The following is a 17,569-nucleotide window of genomic DNA, read 5'->3' on the forward strand; positions in this document are numbered from 1 at the left end:
TAAACCGTGCTTTGTTAAACCTTGCTATATAAAACCGTGCCGTGTAAAAGATGGTCACCATTATACTCTAGTCATTGAAATAACCTCTGGATGATTAATAAATTCATCCAGTTCATCTTGAGCATTAGGAAATTGTGCACGATGTTTTTGCAATATAGCAATGGCATTATTCATCGCTATTTTACTATTTTCATCAACGCCTGTTCTTTCATGCTTAATTAAAGTAGGCGTTTGAGCCAGCTTATCACGTATAGCATGCATATTTATTTTAGTGCCAGGGCATGACTTACTGGTTTTATATCGCGATGGAATAATATTTTTTTCGGCTAATTTGTTTAACTCGCGATGGCCGATAACGTTATCAACAGAAATTGAGAACTCTGACATCAAATCATTTATCAAGCTATAGAGGCTTTTATATTGAGCGGGGGTAAAATCTGCGTTATCACCATGACCAACACAGCAAATACCTAAAGAGCAATTATTTAGCCCTAAAGCGTGTGCACCCGATGTATTGGTTAATCGTCCAATTTCAACTGCCCCATCTGATTTTAAGTCATGCTTGTCGTTTAAAATGACAAAGTGGTAACCAATACCTGACCATCTACGTGCCTTATGCCATTCATCAATCATATCTCTATCGCAATTTCTTCCCGTAAAAGCAGCCGTGTGAAGTACAATGTATTCTGGAAACATATAAGACCCCTTATCAATTGTCGTTCATGCTGATATGTGAAAGCACTCATTAAAATGAGAAAACATACAACCTATTAGGAAATGAAAATTTTAGAGCATTCATAAAGTAAAATATGTCATTTAACTCACTATTGAATAATTTTTGAATAACTTAGTAATGAGTCAAAGCTTCTTAGGTGTAAAATTATCAGCTTTACTACTGCTATTTTTATCACTAAAAATGTAAACCTAAGGTCGCTCAATATTTTATTTATCACCACAAAGTTTAGTCGCTATTGCAGACAAAACAATGCAGTTACTATATTAAGTGTTATTTAGCGGCGTATTAAATGTTAAGAATAAATGATTAACTTTTTTAAATATTTTATTATAAATTATGAAAGCTAATTTAAGGCTAAAGAATTTATTATTGTATTTTCAGAGCTAAAAACTCTACTATTCAAAGCTATCTTTCGAACGTGTATAAAATGACAATAAAATCAATCAACAAACCATTAATATTTTTTGCTGCCATATATGCTTTTTTATCTGGCATATTAATATTAGTCGGCTTATTTTTTAATAATAGTGAATTAATTAAGCATATGCCCTTCTTTGATTCAATGCTAAATAACGTTAGTTTATTGGATGTTTTATTAATAGGTTTTAGCTTATTTTCAGCTGCATTAATGTGCTTTTTCGCTTTAATACACTATTCACAAAAACACAGCTTTGATAGTTCATCTAACAACATTGATCTATCAACCTTAACTGGGTTTGCTGATAACGCATGGCACTGGGATATAATCACCAACACCCTAAATATTTCAGGTCCTTTAAAAGAAATCCTGGGAACCAAGCAAGATAAACAAAGCATTACCTTTGATAATTGGATAGAGCAGCTACACCCTGATGATAAAGATAACACCCTCAGTGCGCTTAATAATCATATTATAAACAATACACCTTACAACGTAGAGTTTCGCATTCAAGCAAAAGATGACACTTGGCTTTGGTACAACTCCAGAGGAAAAGCACAGTTTGATAGCAAAGGTAAAGCTTTGCAAATGGTGGGGATTTTTAATGATGTTACTCAAATAAAGGAGAAAAACTTAGCACGTGAACGTTTAATAGAGGCACTGGAGAAAAGTAATAAAGAATTAGATAACTTTGCCTACATAGCCTCTCATGATTTAAAAGCACCACTGCGAATCATTGATAATATTTCACATTGGTTAGAAGAAGACTTAGCGGATCGTCTTGATAATACTAGTCGAGAAAACTTAGTACTTTTACGTAATAGAGTCCATAGAATGGAGAAGTTACTCAAAGATCTTCTTGCATACGCTCGAATTGGTAGTAATCATAACGAAAATTACGGCCTAGTCATTAGCGGTGAAGAACTTATAGCTGATGCATCATTGCTATTAACTCTGCCAGAAGACTTTAACATACGTGCTAGCAAGGAGTTTTTAAAACTAAAAGTCAACAAAACACCACTGCAGTTAATTTTTGTTAATCTCATTGGAAACGCTATAAAGCATCATGACAAAAGAAATGGCCTAATTGACATCAGTGTACAAGAAAACAGCCATCAGTATATTTTCAGCGTTAAAGATGACGGCCCTGGTATCGCAGCTATCTATCATCAACGAATCTTTGAAATGCTTCAAACCCTTAAACCACGCGATCAAATCGAAGGCAGCGGGCTGGGTCTATCTAGTGCTCGTAAACATATAGAATTATTTGATGGCACTATAACGGTTGAATCAGAGGTAGGGAAAGGTAGCAACTTTATATTTACTTGGCCTAAAAAGCTCATCCTTTTTGATAAGAATAAAAGTGACTAGAAGCATTATTCATATTTTCCTTACTAGCTTCTTCTGTTTATCTAGCTCAAACAACATGTAGGTTATAACCTTACAACTATAATTTAACCTGAACTCTGGATAAGCAGCACTTGCTCAATGCTCCCTTTTAAGCCATTTTCTGCGTTAAAACGTCGATAAATAGCGCGCTATTCATAAACGTTTTGCCTTAAAAATGGCATAAAATGAAGCATTGATGATGTCTATTCGTGATGTTCACCTGGCTATAGCATTTACTTTATTACCTAAGCTTTTGGTTCACTTGAGTTTCAAGCACTCATTATCCAGAGTTCAGGTTAATTTAGTGTTTTGAACAACACGAATACTCTCCTGAAACCTATATAAAGTACTCAACATAGCGTATTATATTATTAATCTATATAAAGTTTGCAGCATAAACTAATGCTCTTTTATAGCTAACTTTACTTAGCCAATTGATAATAATAATAAAAACCTGGAATAATTTAGAATATATGACGCAGTCAGTACTAAAAATATTACATATTGAAGACGACGATGGCGATGCAATACAAATAAAACGTGATTGCGCTAAAGAGTTTGATGGTAGAAATTTCACCTTAACACGTGCCAATACAATTGAAATTGCGTTGCAAACACTAAAACAGTTCGACTTTGACGTTATACTATTAGATTTAAACCTTGGTGATAATAGAGGCTTAGAAAACCTTAGAGAAGTAAAAGAACTGACTCCTGATTCTCCAATTGTGGTAATTAGTGGCCTTGATCATACACAAACAGCACTCGAAGCAATTCGCGGTGGTGCTCAAGAATATATAATTAAGTCTAACTACAATAGTCGCCAGCTAGGTTTAGCCATATTATCCTCCATTGAGCGCAAGGCATATGAAAGACATTTATATCAGTTAGCAAATAAAGATGAATTAACGGGATTACATAACAGGCGTGCATTTAATAATTATTTAAGACCTTGGCTAGTGCGTGCAGCTCGTTGGCAACGCACCGAAACAATTATGTTTATGGATGTAAATAATTTTAAAGAAGTTAATGATACCTTAGGCCATGATGTCGGTGATTTATTATTGCTACACATTGCAAAAACACTGAAAACAGGTTTAAGAGCTTGCGACATGCTAGCCCGCTTTGCTGGTGATGAGTTTATTGTGCATTTAGACGCTCAATCACAAGAGTCGACAGAAATCAGTGCAACCATAGCTGAGAAAATAAGCGCTTTATTTGTAAACCCCGTGCTAATTGATGGGCATATAATTAAAACGAGTGTCAGCATCGGCATCGCTTTTTATCCAGCTCACGGTACTGACACGGCATCACTTATTAAAAGTGCTGATAAAGCTATGTATCAAGCAAAAAAAGCTAATATTCCCTACGTGTTTTATCAACCCGAAGAAAAAATTCTAGCTACACAATAACTTTATTGTGTAGCTGTAGTTGAATTACTTTTAATAAGTTTTCACTTAACTTTACTAGCCCTAACCTTAATAAATGAGTGATTAACTTTCACTCCTTTACAACCACATATTATACCAATTGATATAAACAATCGATCATTCTAAAGCGGTTTAAATATCCAGTATCTACGTTGCTTTCAATCCCAATAGCCTGCTATTGCTCGACAATTGCTCCTGCATTGTTCTACTTACGGGCATCCATACCCTAATCAATCAAGCGCCTTGCTACTGAAAATTCATCCTCGTTTAAAATTGATCGATTCATTAAGTCAATTGGTATTAAATTCCAATAAACTTGATTATTTCAGGCTATATTCAAATAAAGCTTGGTGCTTTAGGGTAATCATTTCGACGCGTAATATATAAAACACATTCAGCTTGCCCTTTTTGTTGAAACTTTCGCACAGATTCAATAGGGGTTGTAAATGTATCGCCTTTAGATAAAGAAAGCGTTTCACCATCTACCGTTATATCTAACTGCCCTTGCTGAACAAAAATCACTTCTTCTTCAAATCGAACATGCTCAGGTACTAGTGCATTATTTTGTAGCTTTAACCCTCGCACTACAAAACCATGAGACCAGCTCAATTTACTTGCTGGTAAATCTTCAACTATATTTTTATCACCGACCAGTGCAACCTCTTCAACACCATCAAACTGTGCTAAACAAGTATTTTTTGACCATGCAAAAGTATCGCTACGCTGTACAATTGTTTCCATTTCTTCATTGCCAACAATACGATGCTCTGCAATTTGTTTGGCTGAAGTAACAGGCATAGGTTGCTTACCTTCTGGTACTTTCTCTCCTAAAGTAGTATCGACTAAGCTACCGTCATCAAGCAGTATCAAGCCATACTTTTCTGCAAGTTCAAAAACTTGGGGGGCCCATAATACGTTACCTGGGTCATCACTGCCTAAAACCGCATATAAATAAGCGCTGCCTTCGCCAACATTTTCGAAACCACGGAAAATATCCGTTGGAATAGAAATAATATCACCCTCGTTTATTATAACTTTTCCATCATCACCATTTACACCACTCATAAAAGCCCATGTGCCACTGTGTATTACAAAGAATTCTTCAGTTAAATGACTATGTTGAGAGTTTAAACATCCGGCAGGTTGGCGAGCGCCACCAATGTTAAAACCATGTGGTATCGAAATATGTATATGCTGGTCAGGATTTTCAGCTACACCGGGCCCAATAAGCGTAAAGTTTTCTTTTTTATCACTGCCTGGGCTGCGCGTGTCAATAAAGGCATTGGTACATGGGTTTAAATCATCATATCTAATCAGTCTATCTGCTAATGTCATCTTTTATATCCTCTTATTTTCACTTTCGTTGAGTCATTAAGGTTAAATTTTTATGTCTATTACTTACTGCTGAGTGATTAATGTGCCGTCCAACCGCCATCAACTTTAATGCTAGTGCCGGTGATCATCGACGCTAAGTCACTTAATAGAAAGGTGCAGCTATTAGCGATATCTTCTACTTTCGCTAAGCGACCGAGGGGGATCATATTAAAAACAAAGTTTTTAAAAGCTTCGTCTTCAAACATTGGCTCTGTCATTGGAGTTAATACGAAGGTAGGAGCGACAGTATTTACGCGAATATTATGCTCGGCTAACTCAACAGCCATCGCTTTAGTTACGCCCTCTACCGCATGTTTACTCATACAATACAAAGTGCGACCTGGCGAGCCAACAAAACCCATTTGTGATGACATATTTACAATAGATCCACGCTTGCTGCGCTTCATCGGCGTAATAGCCGCTTGAGATATTTTATAAAGTGTTCGAATATTTAAATCGATCACCGCATCAATATTTTCGCTGCTTTGATCTTCCATAGGACCAACGCGGTTTATGCCGGCATTATTAACTAAACCATCTAAAGTGGGTAATTCGCGTAACTTTTTATAAAAAGCATCACTTGTCACATCCATCACCCAAGGTGTTATATTTTCAGGATAAAGTTCAGTCAATTTATCTAAATCACTTTTTGTTCGAGCTACCGCAATAACATTAGCGCCATACTTAGCTGCCATAACAGCACAGCCCAAACCAATACCTTTTCCTGCACCAGCAATTAATATCGTTTTACCTGTGAATAAATTTTCATTAAAGCTCATAACATATATCCTAAAATCAATTATTGCATTCGAAGTCATTATTACGTAGGATTTAGATAAGTTCAAGTTAATAAGTCGAATCTGTATTAATTAAGTCAAAATTAAAATCAAATAAACTGGAGATATTGAAATGATTAAATACCTAAAAAAAGGCAAGCAAGAAGAAGAAAAAAAAGACTTCTTACAATCAGTTAAGACAACAGTAGAGAATATTCTTGAAGATATTGAACAAGATGGTGATAAAGCTGTTGCAAAATACTCTGAAACCTTCGATAAATGGAATCCGAAGTCATTCAGGCTAACAGAAGAAGAAATTAAAGCCTGTTATGAAGAACTCGATGACAGTGTTATTGAAGATATTAAATGGGCACAAACGCAAGTACGTAATTTCGCTCAAATTCAACGTGACTCAATGAAAGACGTTGAAGTAGAAACATTACCTGGCGTTATACTTGGTCATAAGCATATACCAATGGAAAGTGTTGGCTGTTATGTGCCAGGTGGTAAATACCCATTAGTTGCATCTGCACACATGAGCGTTGTTACTGCTAAAGTTGCTGGTGTAAAACGTGTTATTGCTGCGGCGCCACCATTTAATGGCAAACCATCACCTGCAATTGTTGTTGCGATGGATTTAGCCGGTGCTGACGAAATTTATTGTTTTGGCGGCGTACAAGCTATAGCGGCTATGGCTATTGGCACAGAAACAATTGCCCCTGTTGATATGATTGTTGGCCCTGGCAACGCTTTTGTTGCTGAAGCAAAACGCCAACTATTTGGTCGTGTAGGTATAGATTTATTTGCTGGTCCAACAGAAACATTAGTTATTGCCGATGAAAGTGTTGATGGCGAATTGTGTGCTGCTGACCTACTGGGTCAAGCTGAGCATGGTCCAACATCTCCAGCTATATTACTAACAAATAGTGAAAAACTGGCACGCGACACTATGGCTGAAGTAGAAAGACAATTAACTATTTTGCCTACAGCTGAAGTTGCTGGAGCTGCTTGGAAAGATCACGGTGAAGTGATTGTTTGTGATACCTATGAAGAAATGATTGAAGTTGCTAACGACTTAGCTTTTGAACACGTACAAATCATGACTGAAAATATTCCCTATTTTAAAGAGAACATGCGTAACTTTGGTGCACTCTTCTTAGGCCCAGAAACAAACGTATCTTATGGTGATAAGTGTATTGGTACAAACCATACACTTCCAACTCGTAAGGCGGCACGTTATACTGGCGGACTATGGGTTGGTAAGTTTATTAAAACCTGTACATTTCAAAGTGCTACAGAAGAAGCATCGGTTGTTGTGGGTGAATATTGTTCTAGACTTTGTGCTGTTGAAGGGTTTGCTGGCCATAAGGAGCAAGCCGATATTCGTTTAAGAAGATATAAAGGGTAAACATTGACTAAAAATAAAAAGGTTACTTCTTATGATGTCGCTCGCGAAGCGGGCGTATCACAATCAGCTGTTTCACGGGTATTTAGACCAGGCTTAAGTGTCTCGGCAAAAACTCGTGAAAAAGTAACGGCCGTAGCGAATAAAATGGGTTATCGACCTAATGCCATCGCGAGAATGCTGATTACTAAACAGTCTGGTATGGTGGCGGTTATCGTTTCGTCTCGTGCGAATGAAAACTACCCTGAAGTACTTTCGCAAGTTAGCAAACAGCTTGCGGCTCGTAATAAACGAGTTTTATTATTTACCTTAGATGACGCTGAAGGTGTAGATGAGTTATTTGAACAAATCTGGACCTTCCAAGTTGATGGCGTTATCGCACTTGCTGCTCATTTTGAAAGCCAACGTTTGGCACAATTTGAGCAACATAAAATACCCGTAGTGCTCTATAACCGCAATGTTCCTGATGCTTCAACCAATACCGTTTGTTGTAATCATGAACAAGGCATTAAGCAACTGCTTGCTGAATTAAAATTAAACAATCCAAAATCTTATTTAGTCCTTTCAGGCCCAGAAGACTCTGATGTTGCCAATGAGCGTCGCGAAATCGCGCTTGATTTATTGCAAAAGTCAGGAGAAAAAAACGTTCCTGTGCTGTATGGCGACTATTCATATCAATCAGGCAGAGACTGTATTGCGCAATGGTTGAAGAAACATCCTGCGCCAGATGCGGTAATTTGCAGTAACGATACCATGGCGATTGGCGTAATTGACGAAATAAGAGAAAATCACAACATTCATATTCCAAACGATATGTCCGTTGTTGGCTTTGATGGGATCGCTTCATCATTTTGGCAAAGTTATCAAATAACTACCGTGAAACAACCGTTAGAACAATTGGTAAAAGCAGCTGTAGACATGTTAATAGAACACATAGAAAACCCTGACTCGCCGCCTGAAGCTCGTGTATTAACGGGTACCTTAATTAAAGGAAATTCAGTAAAGCGACCGTAACTAGGTTATGTTGTTATGCCCACTTTACCCATATTAATTTTACCCGGCACCTTATGTACAGGTGCCATGTTTAGTCATCAAATAACTCAACTCAGTCAATATAGCCATCAGATATCAGTTGTACAATTTACCGATGAAGCAACCTTGCCAGAAATGGCAGCAAGCGTAATAAAAGCAACAGGTGATCAACCGTGCGCTATTATTGGTTTCTCCATGGGTGGTATTGTTGCAGCCCAAGTCGCGAAAACTCACCCTCATCTCATTGCTAAGCTCGCGTTAATTAATTCTAATTGCCATGCTGATCTTCCTGAAAGAAAAGCCGGCAGAGTTGAGCATATTAAACAAGCCAATGCTGGGCAGCTTAGGTTATTGATTGAAAATACATTTATGCCTAACTACCTTTACCAACAAAAAGCAGAATACCAAAAAATTATTCTAGATATGGCTTTATCGCTTGGTGAAAAATGTTTTTCTGCACAAGCTATGGCAATAGAAGATCGCCCAGACACGCTTAATGTTCTACAAAGCCTTAAAGCTGACATACTTATTATGAGTGGTCTACAAGATAAAATATGCCCGATTGAGCATCAATTAATGATGCATAAAGCACTTGCTGGTAGCGAATTAGTACTACTTGAACAATGCGCGCACTTCTCGCCTTTAGAACAAGCAGAGAAAGTATCGCAAGCATTAATTCAATGGTATTCGTTGGGTTCAACTCAACAACATACACCAACTTAACATAAGGGATATAAAATGAACCTTAAACAAGCATTAGCAACAAAAAAGCCCTTACTCGGTACATTTATCAAAACACCACATTTTCATAATACAGAAGTATTAGCCCATACTAATTTAGATGTTTTATGTTTAGATGCTGAACATGCCCCTTTTGACAGAGCAGATTTAGACACTTGTGTACTCGCGGCAAAGTCAAAACAAAAACCGGTCATTATTCGTATACCCGACAGTGAAAATGCCACTATTTTAAATGCTTTAGATCTAGGCGCTGACGGGGTTGTTATTCCCCACGTATTAAATGCTGAGCATGCTAAACGCATAGTAAAAAAGTGTTTTTATGGACCAGACGGTAGAGGCTATGCTGGTTCAACGCGCTTTGCCGGCTATACCACTCATAAATTGCCCGATAACCTAGCCGCCAATAAGAATGAAACGTGCGTAATAGCGCAAATTGAAGACTTAGAGGCCATAGACGACATCGATGCTATTTGCCAAGTAGAAGGCATTGATTGTATTTTTATTGGCAGAATGGATTTAACGGTAGCATTACAACAAACAGACCCAAGCCACCCTGATGTAATAGCAGCCGTTGAAAAAGTTGTTGCTGCGACTAAGAAGTATAATAAATATTGCGGTATGTTTGTTGGAAATTTGGCTGAACTTCCACTTTGGATAAAATCAGGTGTGAGCTTATTTTTATTAGGCTCTGATCATAGCTTTTTACTTAATGGCGCTAATCAATTGCAGCAGAGTTTTGAAAGTTCAATAGCAAAGTCAGCAGAATAAAACCTTAAATATTTCCTTATAGTATGAATAAATAAAGCCCTTTCGGGCTTTATTTATTCAGAGAGATTATTAATAACGTGCTTTATTAAACTCTTTCATTCTACCTAATACATCAACGCCAAGTTGATGATAAACATGTAATAAATCAACCAACACCCAGTTTTCTCGTATTAGCCCTTTCTCACAGCGCCAAAAATCTAGGCTACGCATGGTAATTTCTTGGTTTGATGGCGCAATACCTAGCCAGCCATCACCACTTACTTTCATTTGCATACCAGGCCATGCAGTAAAACCGACATACTCACCATCAGCAAATAAGTAGCCTTTTCCAACATCACCTACACGATTAGGTAAAGCATTTAGAAAGGGAATTTGGTGCCAATTACGAAAGCCTTTAATACCACGGCCAGTGCCAATGCCTGATGGACCATACCAACTACATCTTGGATGCCAATATTTTTCAAGCTGCATAGCCTCAACACCACCGGCTGCATAATTGCCTAATGAATTACACATATCACCCACTAACTTGCAGCTGCTAATAGCAACTTCAGGGTTGTTTTCAATCGTTAATCCATCTTGCGTTGCAGGTGCAGGAACATGCCATTCACGCCCTAAACTTGGCGACATTGGCCATGCGTTAGCTTGCATCATAACTTCAGGAATATCCCAAATTGCCTGCATTTCAACAATTAAGCCGTTTTCTATACGATAAAATTCATGAAAGCGCATAGCTACTTGATGCCCTGTTGGGGGAATATCTAACCAACTGCTTTCAAAGCTTCCGGTGTAATAGCCACAACATCCAACCCAATGGCTTCCCTCTTCACTGGCACCTGCCATTACAATAGTTTCACGTCGCTCAAGATCGGGGATTGCCTGTTGCAAAGGTTTATAAACATCTTCAAATAAACTATTAGGTCCTGATAAGGTTTCAAAAGGAAATGAAAGTTGCAGCTTCGCATTTGGTGAAAAAATTTGCTTAATCGCTTGGCGTACAGCAACCTCGTTAAAGTTATACAATGATTCGCTAAACTGCTTAACTAGCTTTTTATTCGCATAATGTAAATCTTGCGGCATGAACCTTCTCCTATGATGAAACAAATACGCTAATGAGATCGAAATATTATTATCAAAATTCTATTATAAAAATATTGGATGACTTCGAAGTCATTCAATGATAGCCTGAGTTCAAAGTAATTCAAGTAAAACTTATTTTAGTGGAGAAAAATTATGTTAACCGTTATTGATAAGTTGTATCAGCAACTCAAGTCATCCCCTAGCAATATAGAGTCATATGTTCATGATCAAGTAGCATGGCGTGTTAGTGCGCCTGTTAATAACTTACTTGGCACAAACGAATTATTAACCTCGTATTGGCAGCCTTTAGTCAGCGCATTGCCCGATATAGAGCGCAAGCCATTTATTAACGTACAAAGTGAATATAACGGTAAAGAGTGGATTGCCAGTACCGGCTATTTTGTTGGCACCTTTAGCCAGCCACTTTGGGGAATACCCGCTAACAATAAAACACTTTATTTACGCTTTACTGAATTAGTAGAACTTGACGAAAATAAAATTAAACAGTGTTTTTTAATTATCGATTTTCTTGATGCAATGAACCAAGTGGGCGTTAATCCATTAAGAAAAAGCTTAGGCCATAGTGGGCTTATTATGCCGCCATCAACAATGGACGGTTTAAGCAGAGAAAAAACCAGCAAAGCTGAAGCCGAAAAATCTGAGCAACTGATACTTGATATGTTAGCCGAACTTGGTCGTTTTGACGGTAAATCTTTATCAAGCATGAAGTTAGAGAACTTTTGGCACCCAGACTTTATGTGGTACGGCCCTGCGGGTATTGGAACTACTCGCGGCATTGTGGGCTTCAGAAGAGATCACCAAGGGCCTTTTGTGTTCAGTTTTCCAGACAGGGATGTCGACCATAAAGCCACTTTAGTATCTGACGGTAATTATGTTGCAACAGGCGGCTGGCCTCATATGCACGGCACCCATAGTGTTGGAGGTTGGTTAGGTCTACCGCCATGTAATAAGCAGCTATCGTTACGTGTGATGGATATTTGGCGTCGTGAAGGTGATTTACTTAAAGAGAACTGGGTTGCAATTGATATTATTGATATGTGTATGCAAATGGGCCTCGATGTATTTGCCATGATGAAAGAACAATTAGGCGATAACACTTAATTATGATTGATCATTGAATACTGCTTTTATCAATAAAAAAGGAAGCTTACTAAGCTTCCTTTTTTAATGCCTTCAATTTAAATGCGCTAAGTATTAAACCTATAAATCAGTGCTGCTAATATTGCTACTAATTAATCCGATTAATGGGGCCTAAACCTCTAGCTTAACTCGGGTTATTAATTTTTCGGCTACGCTCTAAAATATCTAAACCTTGCTGCTTTAACCAATAAGGAATATCAATTAACACCCAGTTTTCCATCAATTTATCGCCCTCTCGACGATACACATCAACCACCCGCATATCGGCTCGAATGTCACCGCCAGGTAAACCTAAAAAACCACCAATAGGCGTACTACTTAAGTTTGGCCAACCAAAGAAACAGGCGTAATTACCCTCTGCATAACGACAAATATGACCATTAAACACTTTATCTTTTAGCCCTTGCCTAAATGGGTAAGAATGCTGCTCTTGAAACTTAGGAATAGTATAAGTTGCCCCAATACCCGCAGGGCCATACCACACCATATCTTTAGCCCATGTTTTTTCTAAAATTTCAGGTGGATACGTGTCATTGCCGGTTTGATTAAGTTGAGATAAATCATCAATCATTTGGTTAAGTACAGCCATGGTTTTCTCAGCTTCTACAGGGTCTTTGTCGTCTAACTGAATACCATCATGAGTTCGGGGACCAGGATAAATAAATGAATGACCTGTTGCTTGAGGTAAAGGATTAATCCCCACTTGATGCATAACGCTGATAATGTCACAGAAAAAACCAGCACGAACAATTTTTCCGTTTTCTATACAGTTAAAATCAGCATAGCGCACCATAGCCACTCGGCCAGAGCGCGGTATACCTAACCAATCATTATCAAACTGCACCATAAAGTGCCCCATACTAGTAACCCAATTAGCGCCATCGTTGCCACTAACACCAGCCATAAACACATCTTGCCTGCGTTGAATATTTTTAAAAGCATGCATAAAAGGCTGCCAAAACACTTCATTTATCGCTTGTGGGCCTTTTTGCTCGTTGAAAGGATGCACACCATACCATTGGCAATCAGTACTCATATATTGAGTCAAAACATCGCCAACAGTTTCCGCTGAAGACTGCTCTAAAGCTTGGTAATATTCCAGTATTAAGTTTTTATTTTGTTGTTCGTTTGTCATCATTACCCTCAATATTAGCGCTGTTATAAGTTTATAAATTACAATAAATTAGTTAGTTACATACAAACATATTCCTACAGAATTCAGTTAACTCTAGAGTAAACCTTAACTTATTATCAATTTTTTAGATAATATCTGCTTTCATATTATTTTAAACAATGCTATGTTTAAATGACTTCGAAGTCAACGATGAATAATTAACAAAAAAAGACTTCTGTAAAAAATAAAGAGAGATAGATATGACAGAGTTTGGAACGCTTAACTGGACTATTTTAATTGTTTATATTTTGGCAAACCTGCTATTAGGTTATGTTATCAGTAAAAAAGTCAGCACCGCTGATGACTTCTATCTAGGACAAAAAACCACTCCCTGGTGGGCAATTGGTATTTCAGTAATTGCTACCTACGTTAGTGCCATGACATTTCTAGGAGCGCCAGCTTGGGCATATAAAGATGGCTTGTCGGTTATAGCGATACACCTTAATTACCCATTAGTAATTATCGCCGTTATAACCTTCTTTTTTCCATTTTTCTACAACGCTGGAGTTGCCTCAATATACGAATACCAAGAAAAACGCTTTGGCAAGAAGGCACGTGCTTTAGTCTCAGGTATTTGGTTAATATCTCAAACTATGAGCTCGGCTGCAGTGCTTTACGCCACCTCTATTGTTTTAAGTTATATCACAGGTATTCCAGAAATAACGTCGATTATTATTGTTACCATTATCGCGCTTATTTACACCGTAATGGGGGGAATTACCGCGGTAATTTGGACTGATGTAATTCAGTCCGGCATATTATTGTTGGGTGCCGGTATAATTATGTATGCATTAATTGATAATAGCACCACACCCGTGATGGAAAGCTTAGCTCAATTAAAAGCAGAGGGTAAAACTAACCCGCTTAACTTTGATTTCGATTTCACTAATGTAACAACCGTTTGGTCAGGTATTTTAGCCATGACGCTTTATCATATTACGGTTTATGGTACTAACCAAATGATGGTACAGCGTACCTTAGCGGCAAAAAATATTGGTGACGCGAAAAAGTCGTACTTGTTAATGGGTTTCTTAGCTTTCTTTGTATATTTCTTCTTTATTATTATGGGGATACTATTTTATAACTATTACCAAGGTAAAACTTTTGAAAATGAAAACACCATTATTTTAGAGTTTGCTTCTCAGTATGGTATGCCTGGTTTAATGGGTATTATCGCCGCAGCGGTTATGGCAGCGTCAATGTCGAGTTTAGACTCCGCATTCAATTCATTATCTACGGTTTCAACCCTAGATTTTTATAAAAAATACTACAAGCCGAATGAATCAGACAAACACTATTTGAATGTTTCACGTGTCTTCACTGTTTTTTGGGCCACTATTATTATCTTCCCTGCCATTATGTATCACTTGCATAGCACAGGCTCTATTTTAGAAGTGTTAAGTAAAGTAGGTTCGTATTTTGTTGGTGCGCAATTAGGTATGTTTGGCTTAGGCTTTTTCTCTAAACATGCGACAGAACGTGGTTTATTAGTAGGCACATTAGTTGGTGTGTTAGCAGTAGCTTACGCCGCCATTTATACAGATATTGCATGGCCTTGGTACGCTGCTATTGGTGCGTTTGTTAATGTGGTAGTAACCATTATTGCTAGCTTAGTTATCGATGGAAAACAAAAAGATTACTCGCCTTACACCATTAAAGGTCAAATCAAAGCGTTTGCCGATAGTGGCTCTCCAGAAAAAGAAAACGGCTGGTATCTAGTTCCAGGCAAAGTAGACAAGGTGTGTTACTCACTATTTGGTTTCTTTATTTTCACATTAGTATTTTTGTTCTCTTTTGAACTATTTATTTAACAAAACGAGTTAACTTTATGAGTTTTAAACTAAATAACAACATCACACAGGTTCATTGGCAGCCTTTAACTAAGCTGTTAGATCCAACAGGTGTCAAGCAACAAACACTCGCGGGATTTGATGAAGAATTCGTTGATATTGTTGATTATATTATTCGTATAACCCACCGTATATGGGAACAGAAAAATGTTGGGCTGTGCTATAAATATTACAGCGATATTTGCCCTGTTTTCACTTTAGGTGCTTACTCAGAGTGTGTTGAGCAAGTGGTTCAAGGTACCTTAAAAACCATTGCAGCCTTTCCAGACAGAAGCCTTATTGGTGAAAATGTAATTTGGAAAGAAGAAAGCGATGGCACCTATTATTCATCGCACCTAATCACCAGTATTATGACCAATACGGGTAACTCTGATTTTGGTTTATCTACAGATAAAACAGGCAGAGTTACTACGATTGCTGATTGTGTTTGTTTTGAAAACCAAATAGTTAAAGAGTGGTTGGTAAGAGATAATAGTTTCCTGATTAGCCAGTTGGGCATTGATTTAATCGATGCTGCCATTAACTTTTCAGCTCTGCAGCCGAATGATACCTTCAACGAATGGTATCAAAGTGAATATACCCGAGTGGTTAACACTGAGCATAGAAAAGAACTTGAGTGCATAAACAGTAATTGGACTACCGATAACTTTGTGCAAGCTTGGGCACAAACCTTATTTAATCAAAAGCAGTTTTCGACGTTAACGCAATTTTATCATGTTGCCGCATCGCACCAATGGCCTGGTGGTCGTCAATCGACTGGGCTTGCACAAATTAGTGGCACGCTTATTCAATGGTTATCACAATGTCCTAATGCCAAAATGACCGTAGATCACACTGCTGTTGTAGGCTTCGATGAGAACACTATAGATATTGCTATTAGATGGTCTGTTGCCGGTAACTTTAACCCTCATATTGGCCGTTTAGCGCAATTAAAAGGCCAACGTTATTTTGTTTTGGGCTGTACTCACCTGCGAGTAAAAAACCAAAAAATAATAAAAGAAGTCACCGTTTTTGACGAAATTGCTTTATACGCCAATATTATTCGTGAATCGGGGCAATCGCTCCCATTATTAGCGCAAGGAGCATAGCCATGTTTAATCAACTTATCGAGTTATACACTAAGGGTGATTTAGCGCAATTATCCGCTAATATTCTCCACAGCACAGCTTGGAAACAGCATGATTTTACGGCATATGGAAATATGCAAATTGAAAAATTATGGCTTAAAAGTATTGAGCAATTTGGTTTTTTAACCGTAACCGAGCGCCAAGAAATACAAGGCGAGCAGTTTTCAGCACTTTATATCGAATTATCCGATCAAGTTAAAAGTGAAAAGGTCTCAATTGCCTTTTTCTTTGAGCATAATAATTTACATATTAAAAAGTTACACTGCGTTGTAGATACCTTAGCTTTGGCAACGTTATTACAGCAAGATGTTGCCACTATAATGCAAGCATTACCGGCGTCAGATCCATTATTGCTGAGTCAATTTGACCATCAATTACATCCAAAAAGCTATCATGCTACGCCTGATGATATTACTGACTTACCAGATAATGTGAAAAGCACGGTGAATAAATGGTGGAATATCTGGCAAGAAAAACAACTCGCCAACTTCGATAAGATTTATCACAACAATGCCTCAATACAACTTGCAGGCTTTGGTAAGAATGAAGGTTTTAATCAGCTAAGAAGCTTTCATTTAAAGTTACATAACAGAATGAATCGCAGTTATTGCCAGTTAGAAAACATAGCATTCGATGAAGCAAAAAGCTCAGTCGCACTTAAGTGGCATGTTGATGGCGATTACCTTGATAATGGCGTTATTAAACGTATTAGATTGCCATTTATTTCTATTATCACCATTAGCGAAGGTCTTGTAGTAAAAGAATACCTACAAGCTGATTGGCTAGCACTTTGTAAACAATATAAAGTAAGTTATCCGTTCGTTTAGTTACTAATTAAATACTATCTAAATTGAGGTTAAGCACTACCTAAGCGCTTAACATATTAAGTTACCTTAGCTAATCGCTTGGGTAACTTTTTATTATCCCAACTATAAAACTTACTCTACGTTTACATCACAAGCTCCTAACCTGTAAAGTATACACAAGCTGCTTATAGTGCTTAAAATGCAGAGTAATCCAATTTTTTGATCCCCTTTAAAGTTGTGTAAATTCATGACCAGTAACATAAGTTACTTAAAGCTGTGGTTACAAGACAAACACTGCTAGGCCG

The 17,569-nt window shown here is 37.6% G+C and carries 15 protein-coding genes; 10 read left to right on the forward strand and 5 right to left on the reverse strand.

Going from position 1 to position 17,569, the window contains the following annotated elements:
• Positions 1–60: 60 nt before the first annotated feature.
• Positions 61–696 (reverse strand): N-acetylmuramoyl-L-alanine amidase, encoded by a 636-nt coding sequence (locus tag AC27H3_RS02405; protein ID WP_487103425.1) that lies wholly within the window; start codon positions 694–696, stop codon positions 61–63.
• A 467-nt stretch (positions 697–1,163) separates the two neighbouring features.
• Between AC27H3_RS02405 and AC27H3_RS02410 the strand changes: the two genes are divergently transcribed.
• On the forward strand, positions 1,164–2,525 hold the full coding sequence (locus AC27H3_RS02410) for a sensor histidine kinase (RefSeq protein WP_487103427.1): 1,362 nt from the start codon (positions 1,164–1,166) through the stop codon (positions 2,523–2,525).
• Positions 2,526–3,016: 491 nt separating this feature from the next.
• Complete coding sequence (locus tag AC27H3_RS02415; RefSeq protein ID WP_487103428.1) at positions 3,017–3,952, forward strand: diguanylate cyclase domain-containing protein; 936 nt, start codon at positions 3,017–3,019, stop codon at positions 3,950–3,952.
• A 354-nt stretch (positions 3,953–4,306) separates the two neighbouring features.
• On the opposite strand, the gene AC27H3_RS02420 is transcribed toward AC27H3_RS02415, so the two are convergent.
• Both AC27H3_RS02420 and AC27H3_RS02425 read right to left on the reverse strand, forming a co-directional pair.
• Positions 4,307–5,305 (reverse strand): cupin domain-containing protein, encoded by a 999-nt coding sequence (locus tag AC27H3_RS02420; protein ID WP_487103430.1) that lies wholly within the window; start codon positions 5,303–5,305, stop codon positions 4,307–4,309.
• A gap of 77 nt (positions 5,306–5,382) precedes the next feature.
• Positions 5,383–6,123: an SDR family NAD(P)-dependent oxidoreductase gene (locus AC27H3_RS02425; protein WP_487103432.1), complete on the reverse strand. Its 741-nt coding sequence runs from the start codon at positions 6,121–6,123 to the stop codon at positions 5,383–5,385.
• A 130-nt stretch (positions 6,124–6,253) separates the two neighbouring features.
• Between AC27H3_RS02425 and hisD the strand changes: the two genes are divergently transcribed.
• From hisD to AC27H3_RS02445, 4 genes are read left to right on the forward strand one after another with little or no spacing between them, the layout of a single operon-like run.
• Positions 6,254–7,528: a histidinol dehydrogenase gene (gene hisD, locus AC27H3_RS02430; protein ID WP_487103434.1), complete on the forward strand. Its 1,275-nt coding sequence runs from the start codon at positions 6,254–6,256 to the stop codon at positions 7,526–7,528.
• 3 nt (positions 7,529–7,531) lie between these two features.
• Positions 7,532–8,539, forward strand: coding sequence for a LacI family DNA-binding transcriptional regulator (locus AC27H3_RS02435; protein WP_487103436.1), 1,008 nt, complete (start codon positions 7,532–7,534; stop codon positions 8,537–8,539).
• 15 nt (positions 8,540–8,554) lie between these two features.
• Entirely contained in the window at positions 8,555–9,280 is a 726-nt protein-coding gene (locus tag AC27H3_RS02440) for an alpha/beta fold hydrolase (RefSeq protein WP_487103437.1), read from the forward strand.
• Positions 9,281–9,295: 15 nt separating this feature from the next.
• Complete coding sequence (locus AC27H3_RS02445) at positions 9,296–10,066, forward strand: HpcH/HpaI aldolase family protein (protein ID WP_487103439.1); 771 nt, start codon at positions 9,296–9,298, stop codon at positions 10,064–10,066.
• Positions 10,067–10,135: 69 nt separating this feature from the next.
• Here AC27H3_RS02445 and AC27H3_RS02450 read toward each other — a convergent pair whose 3' ends face one another.
• Entirely contained in the window at positions 10,136–11,146 is a 1,011-nt protein-coding gene (locus AC27H3_RS02450) for an ester cyclase (protein WP_487103440.1), read from the reverse strand.
• A 153-nt stretch (positions 11,147–11,299) separates the two neighbouring features.
• Here AC27H3_RS02450 and AC27H3_RS02455 point away from each other — a divergent pair, with 153 nt between their 5' ends.
• On the forward strand, positions 11,300–12,268 hold the full coding sequence (locus AC27H3_RS02455) for a nuclear transport factor 2 family protein (protein WP_487103442.1): 969 nt from the start codon (positions 11,300–11,302) through the stop codon (positions 12,266–12,268).
• A gap of 163 nt (positions 12,269–12,431) precedes the next feature.
• Here AC27H3_RS02455 and AC27H3_RS02460 read toward each other — a convergent pair whose 3' ends face one another.
• Positions 12,432–13,442 carry a nuclear transport factor 2 family protein gene (locus AC27H3_RS02460; protein ID WP_487103444.1) on the reverse strand — a complete coding sequence of 337 codons (1,011 nt, stop codon included), beginning with the start codon at positions 13,440–13,442 and terminating at the stop codon, positions 12,432–12,434.
• Positions 13,443–13,681: 239 nt separating this feature from the next.
• Here AC27H3_RS02460 and AC27H3_RS02465 point away from each other — a divergent pair, with 239 nt between their 5' ends.
• Genes AC27H3_RS02465 through AC27H3_RS02475 form a run of 3 tightly spaced genes read left to right on the forward strand, consistent with a single transcriptional unit; the run spans position 13,682 to position 17,285 of the window.
• Entirely contained in the window at positions 13,682–15,292 is a 1,611-nt protein-coding gene (locus tag AC27H3_RS02465) for a sodium:solute symporter family transporter (protein ID WP_487103446.1), read from the forward strand.
• 17 nt (positions 15,293–15,309) lie between these two features.
• The gene (locus AC27H3_RS02470) at positions 15,310–16,419 is read left to right on the forward strand and encodes an ester cyclase (RefSeq protein WP_487103448.1); all 1,110 of its coding nucleotides are present in this window, start codon (positions 15,310–15,312) and stop codon (positions 16,417–16,419) included.
• Positions 16,420–16,421: 2 nt separating this feature from the next.
• The gene (locus AC27H3_RS02475) at positions 16,422–17,285 is read left to right on the forward strand and encodes a hypothetical protein (protein WP_487103450.1); all 864 of its coding nucleotides are present in this window, start codon (positions 16,422–16,424) and stop codon (positions 17,283–17,285) included.
• The last annotated feature ends 284 nt before the right edge of the window (positions 17,286–17,569 follow it).

Source organism: Colwellia sp. NW0002-52-1, assembly GCF_057550865.1.

Coding starts and splice junctions, on each gene's coding strand:
- AC27H3_RS02420 (WP_487103430.1), bottom strand. CDS start 5,305: ATGACATTAGCAGATAGACTGATTAGATATGATGATTTAAACCCATGT.
- AC27H3_RS02445 (WP_487103439.1), top strand. CDS start 9,296: ATGAACCTTAAACAAGCATTAGCAACAAAAAAGCCCTTACTCGGTACA.
- AC27H3_RS02465 (WP_487103446.1), top strand. CDS start 13,682: ATGACAGAGTTTGGAACGCTTAACTGGACTATTTTAATTGTTTATATT.
- AC27H3_RS02470 (WP_487103448.1), top strand. CDS start 15,310: ATGAGTTTTAAACTAAATAACAACATCACACAGGTTCATTGGCAGCCT.
- AC27H3_RS02425 (WP_487103432.1), bottom strand. CDS start 6,123: ATGAGCTTTAATGAAAATTTATTCACAGGTAAAACGATATTAATTGCT.
- AC27H3_RS02450 (WP_487103440.1), bottom strand. CDS start 11,146: ATGCCGCAAGATTTACATTATGCGAATAAAAAGCTAGTTAAGCAGTTT.
- AC27H3_RS02415 (WP_487103428.1), top strand. CDS start 3,017: ATGACGCAGTCAGTACTAAAAATATTACATATTGAAGACGACGATGGC.
- AC27H3_RS02405 (WP_487103425.1), bottom strand. CDS start 696: ATGTTTCCAGAATACATTGTACTTCACACGGCTGCTTTTACGGGAAGA.
- hisD (WP_487103434.1), top strand. CDS start 6,254: ATGATTAAATACCTAAAAAAAGGCAAGCAAGAAGAAGAAAAAAAAGAC.
- AC27H3_RS02410 (WP_487103427.1), top strand. CDS start 1,164: ATGACAATAAAATCAATCAACAAACCATTAATATTTTTTGCTGCCATA.
- AC27H3_RS02475 (WP_487103450.1), top strand. CDS start 16,422: ATGTTTAATCAACTTATCGAGTTATACACTAAGGGTGATTTAGCGCAA.
- AC27H3_RS02455 (WP_487103442.1), top strand. CDS start 11,300: ATGTTAACCGTTATTGATAAGTTGTATCAGCAACTCAAGTCATCCCCT.
- AC27H3_RS02460 (WP_487103444.1), bottom strand. CDS start 13,442: ATGACAAACGAACAACAAAATAAAAACTTAATACTGGAATATTACCAA.
- AC27H3_RS02440 (WP_487103437.1), top strand. CDS start 8,555: ATGCCCACTTTACCCATATTAATTTTACCCGGCACCTTATGTACAGGT.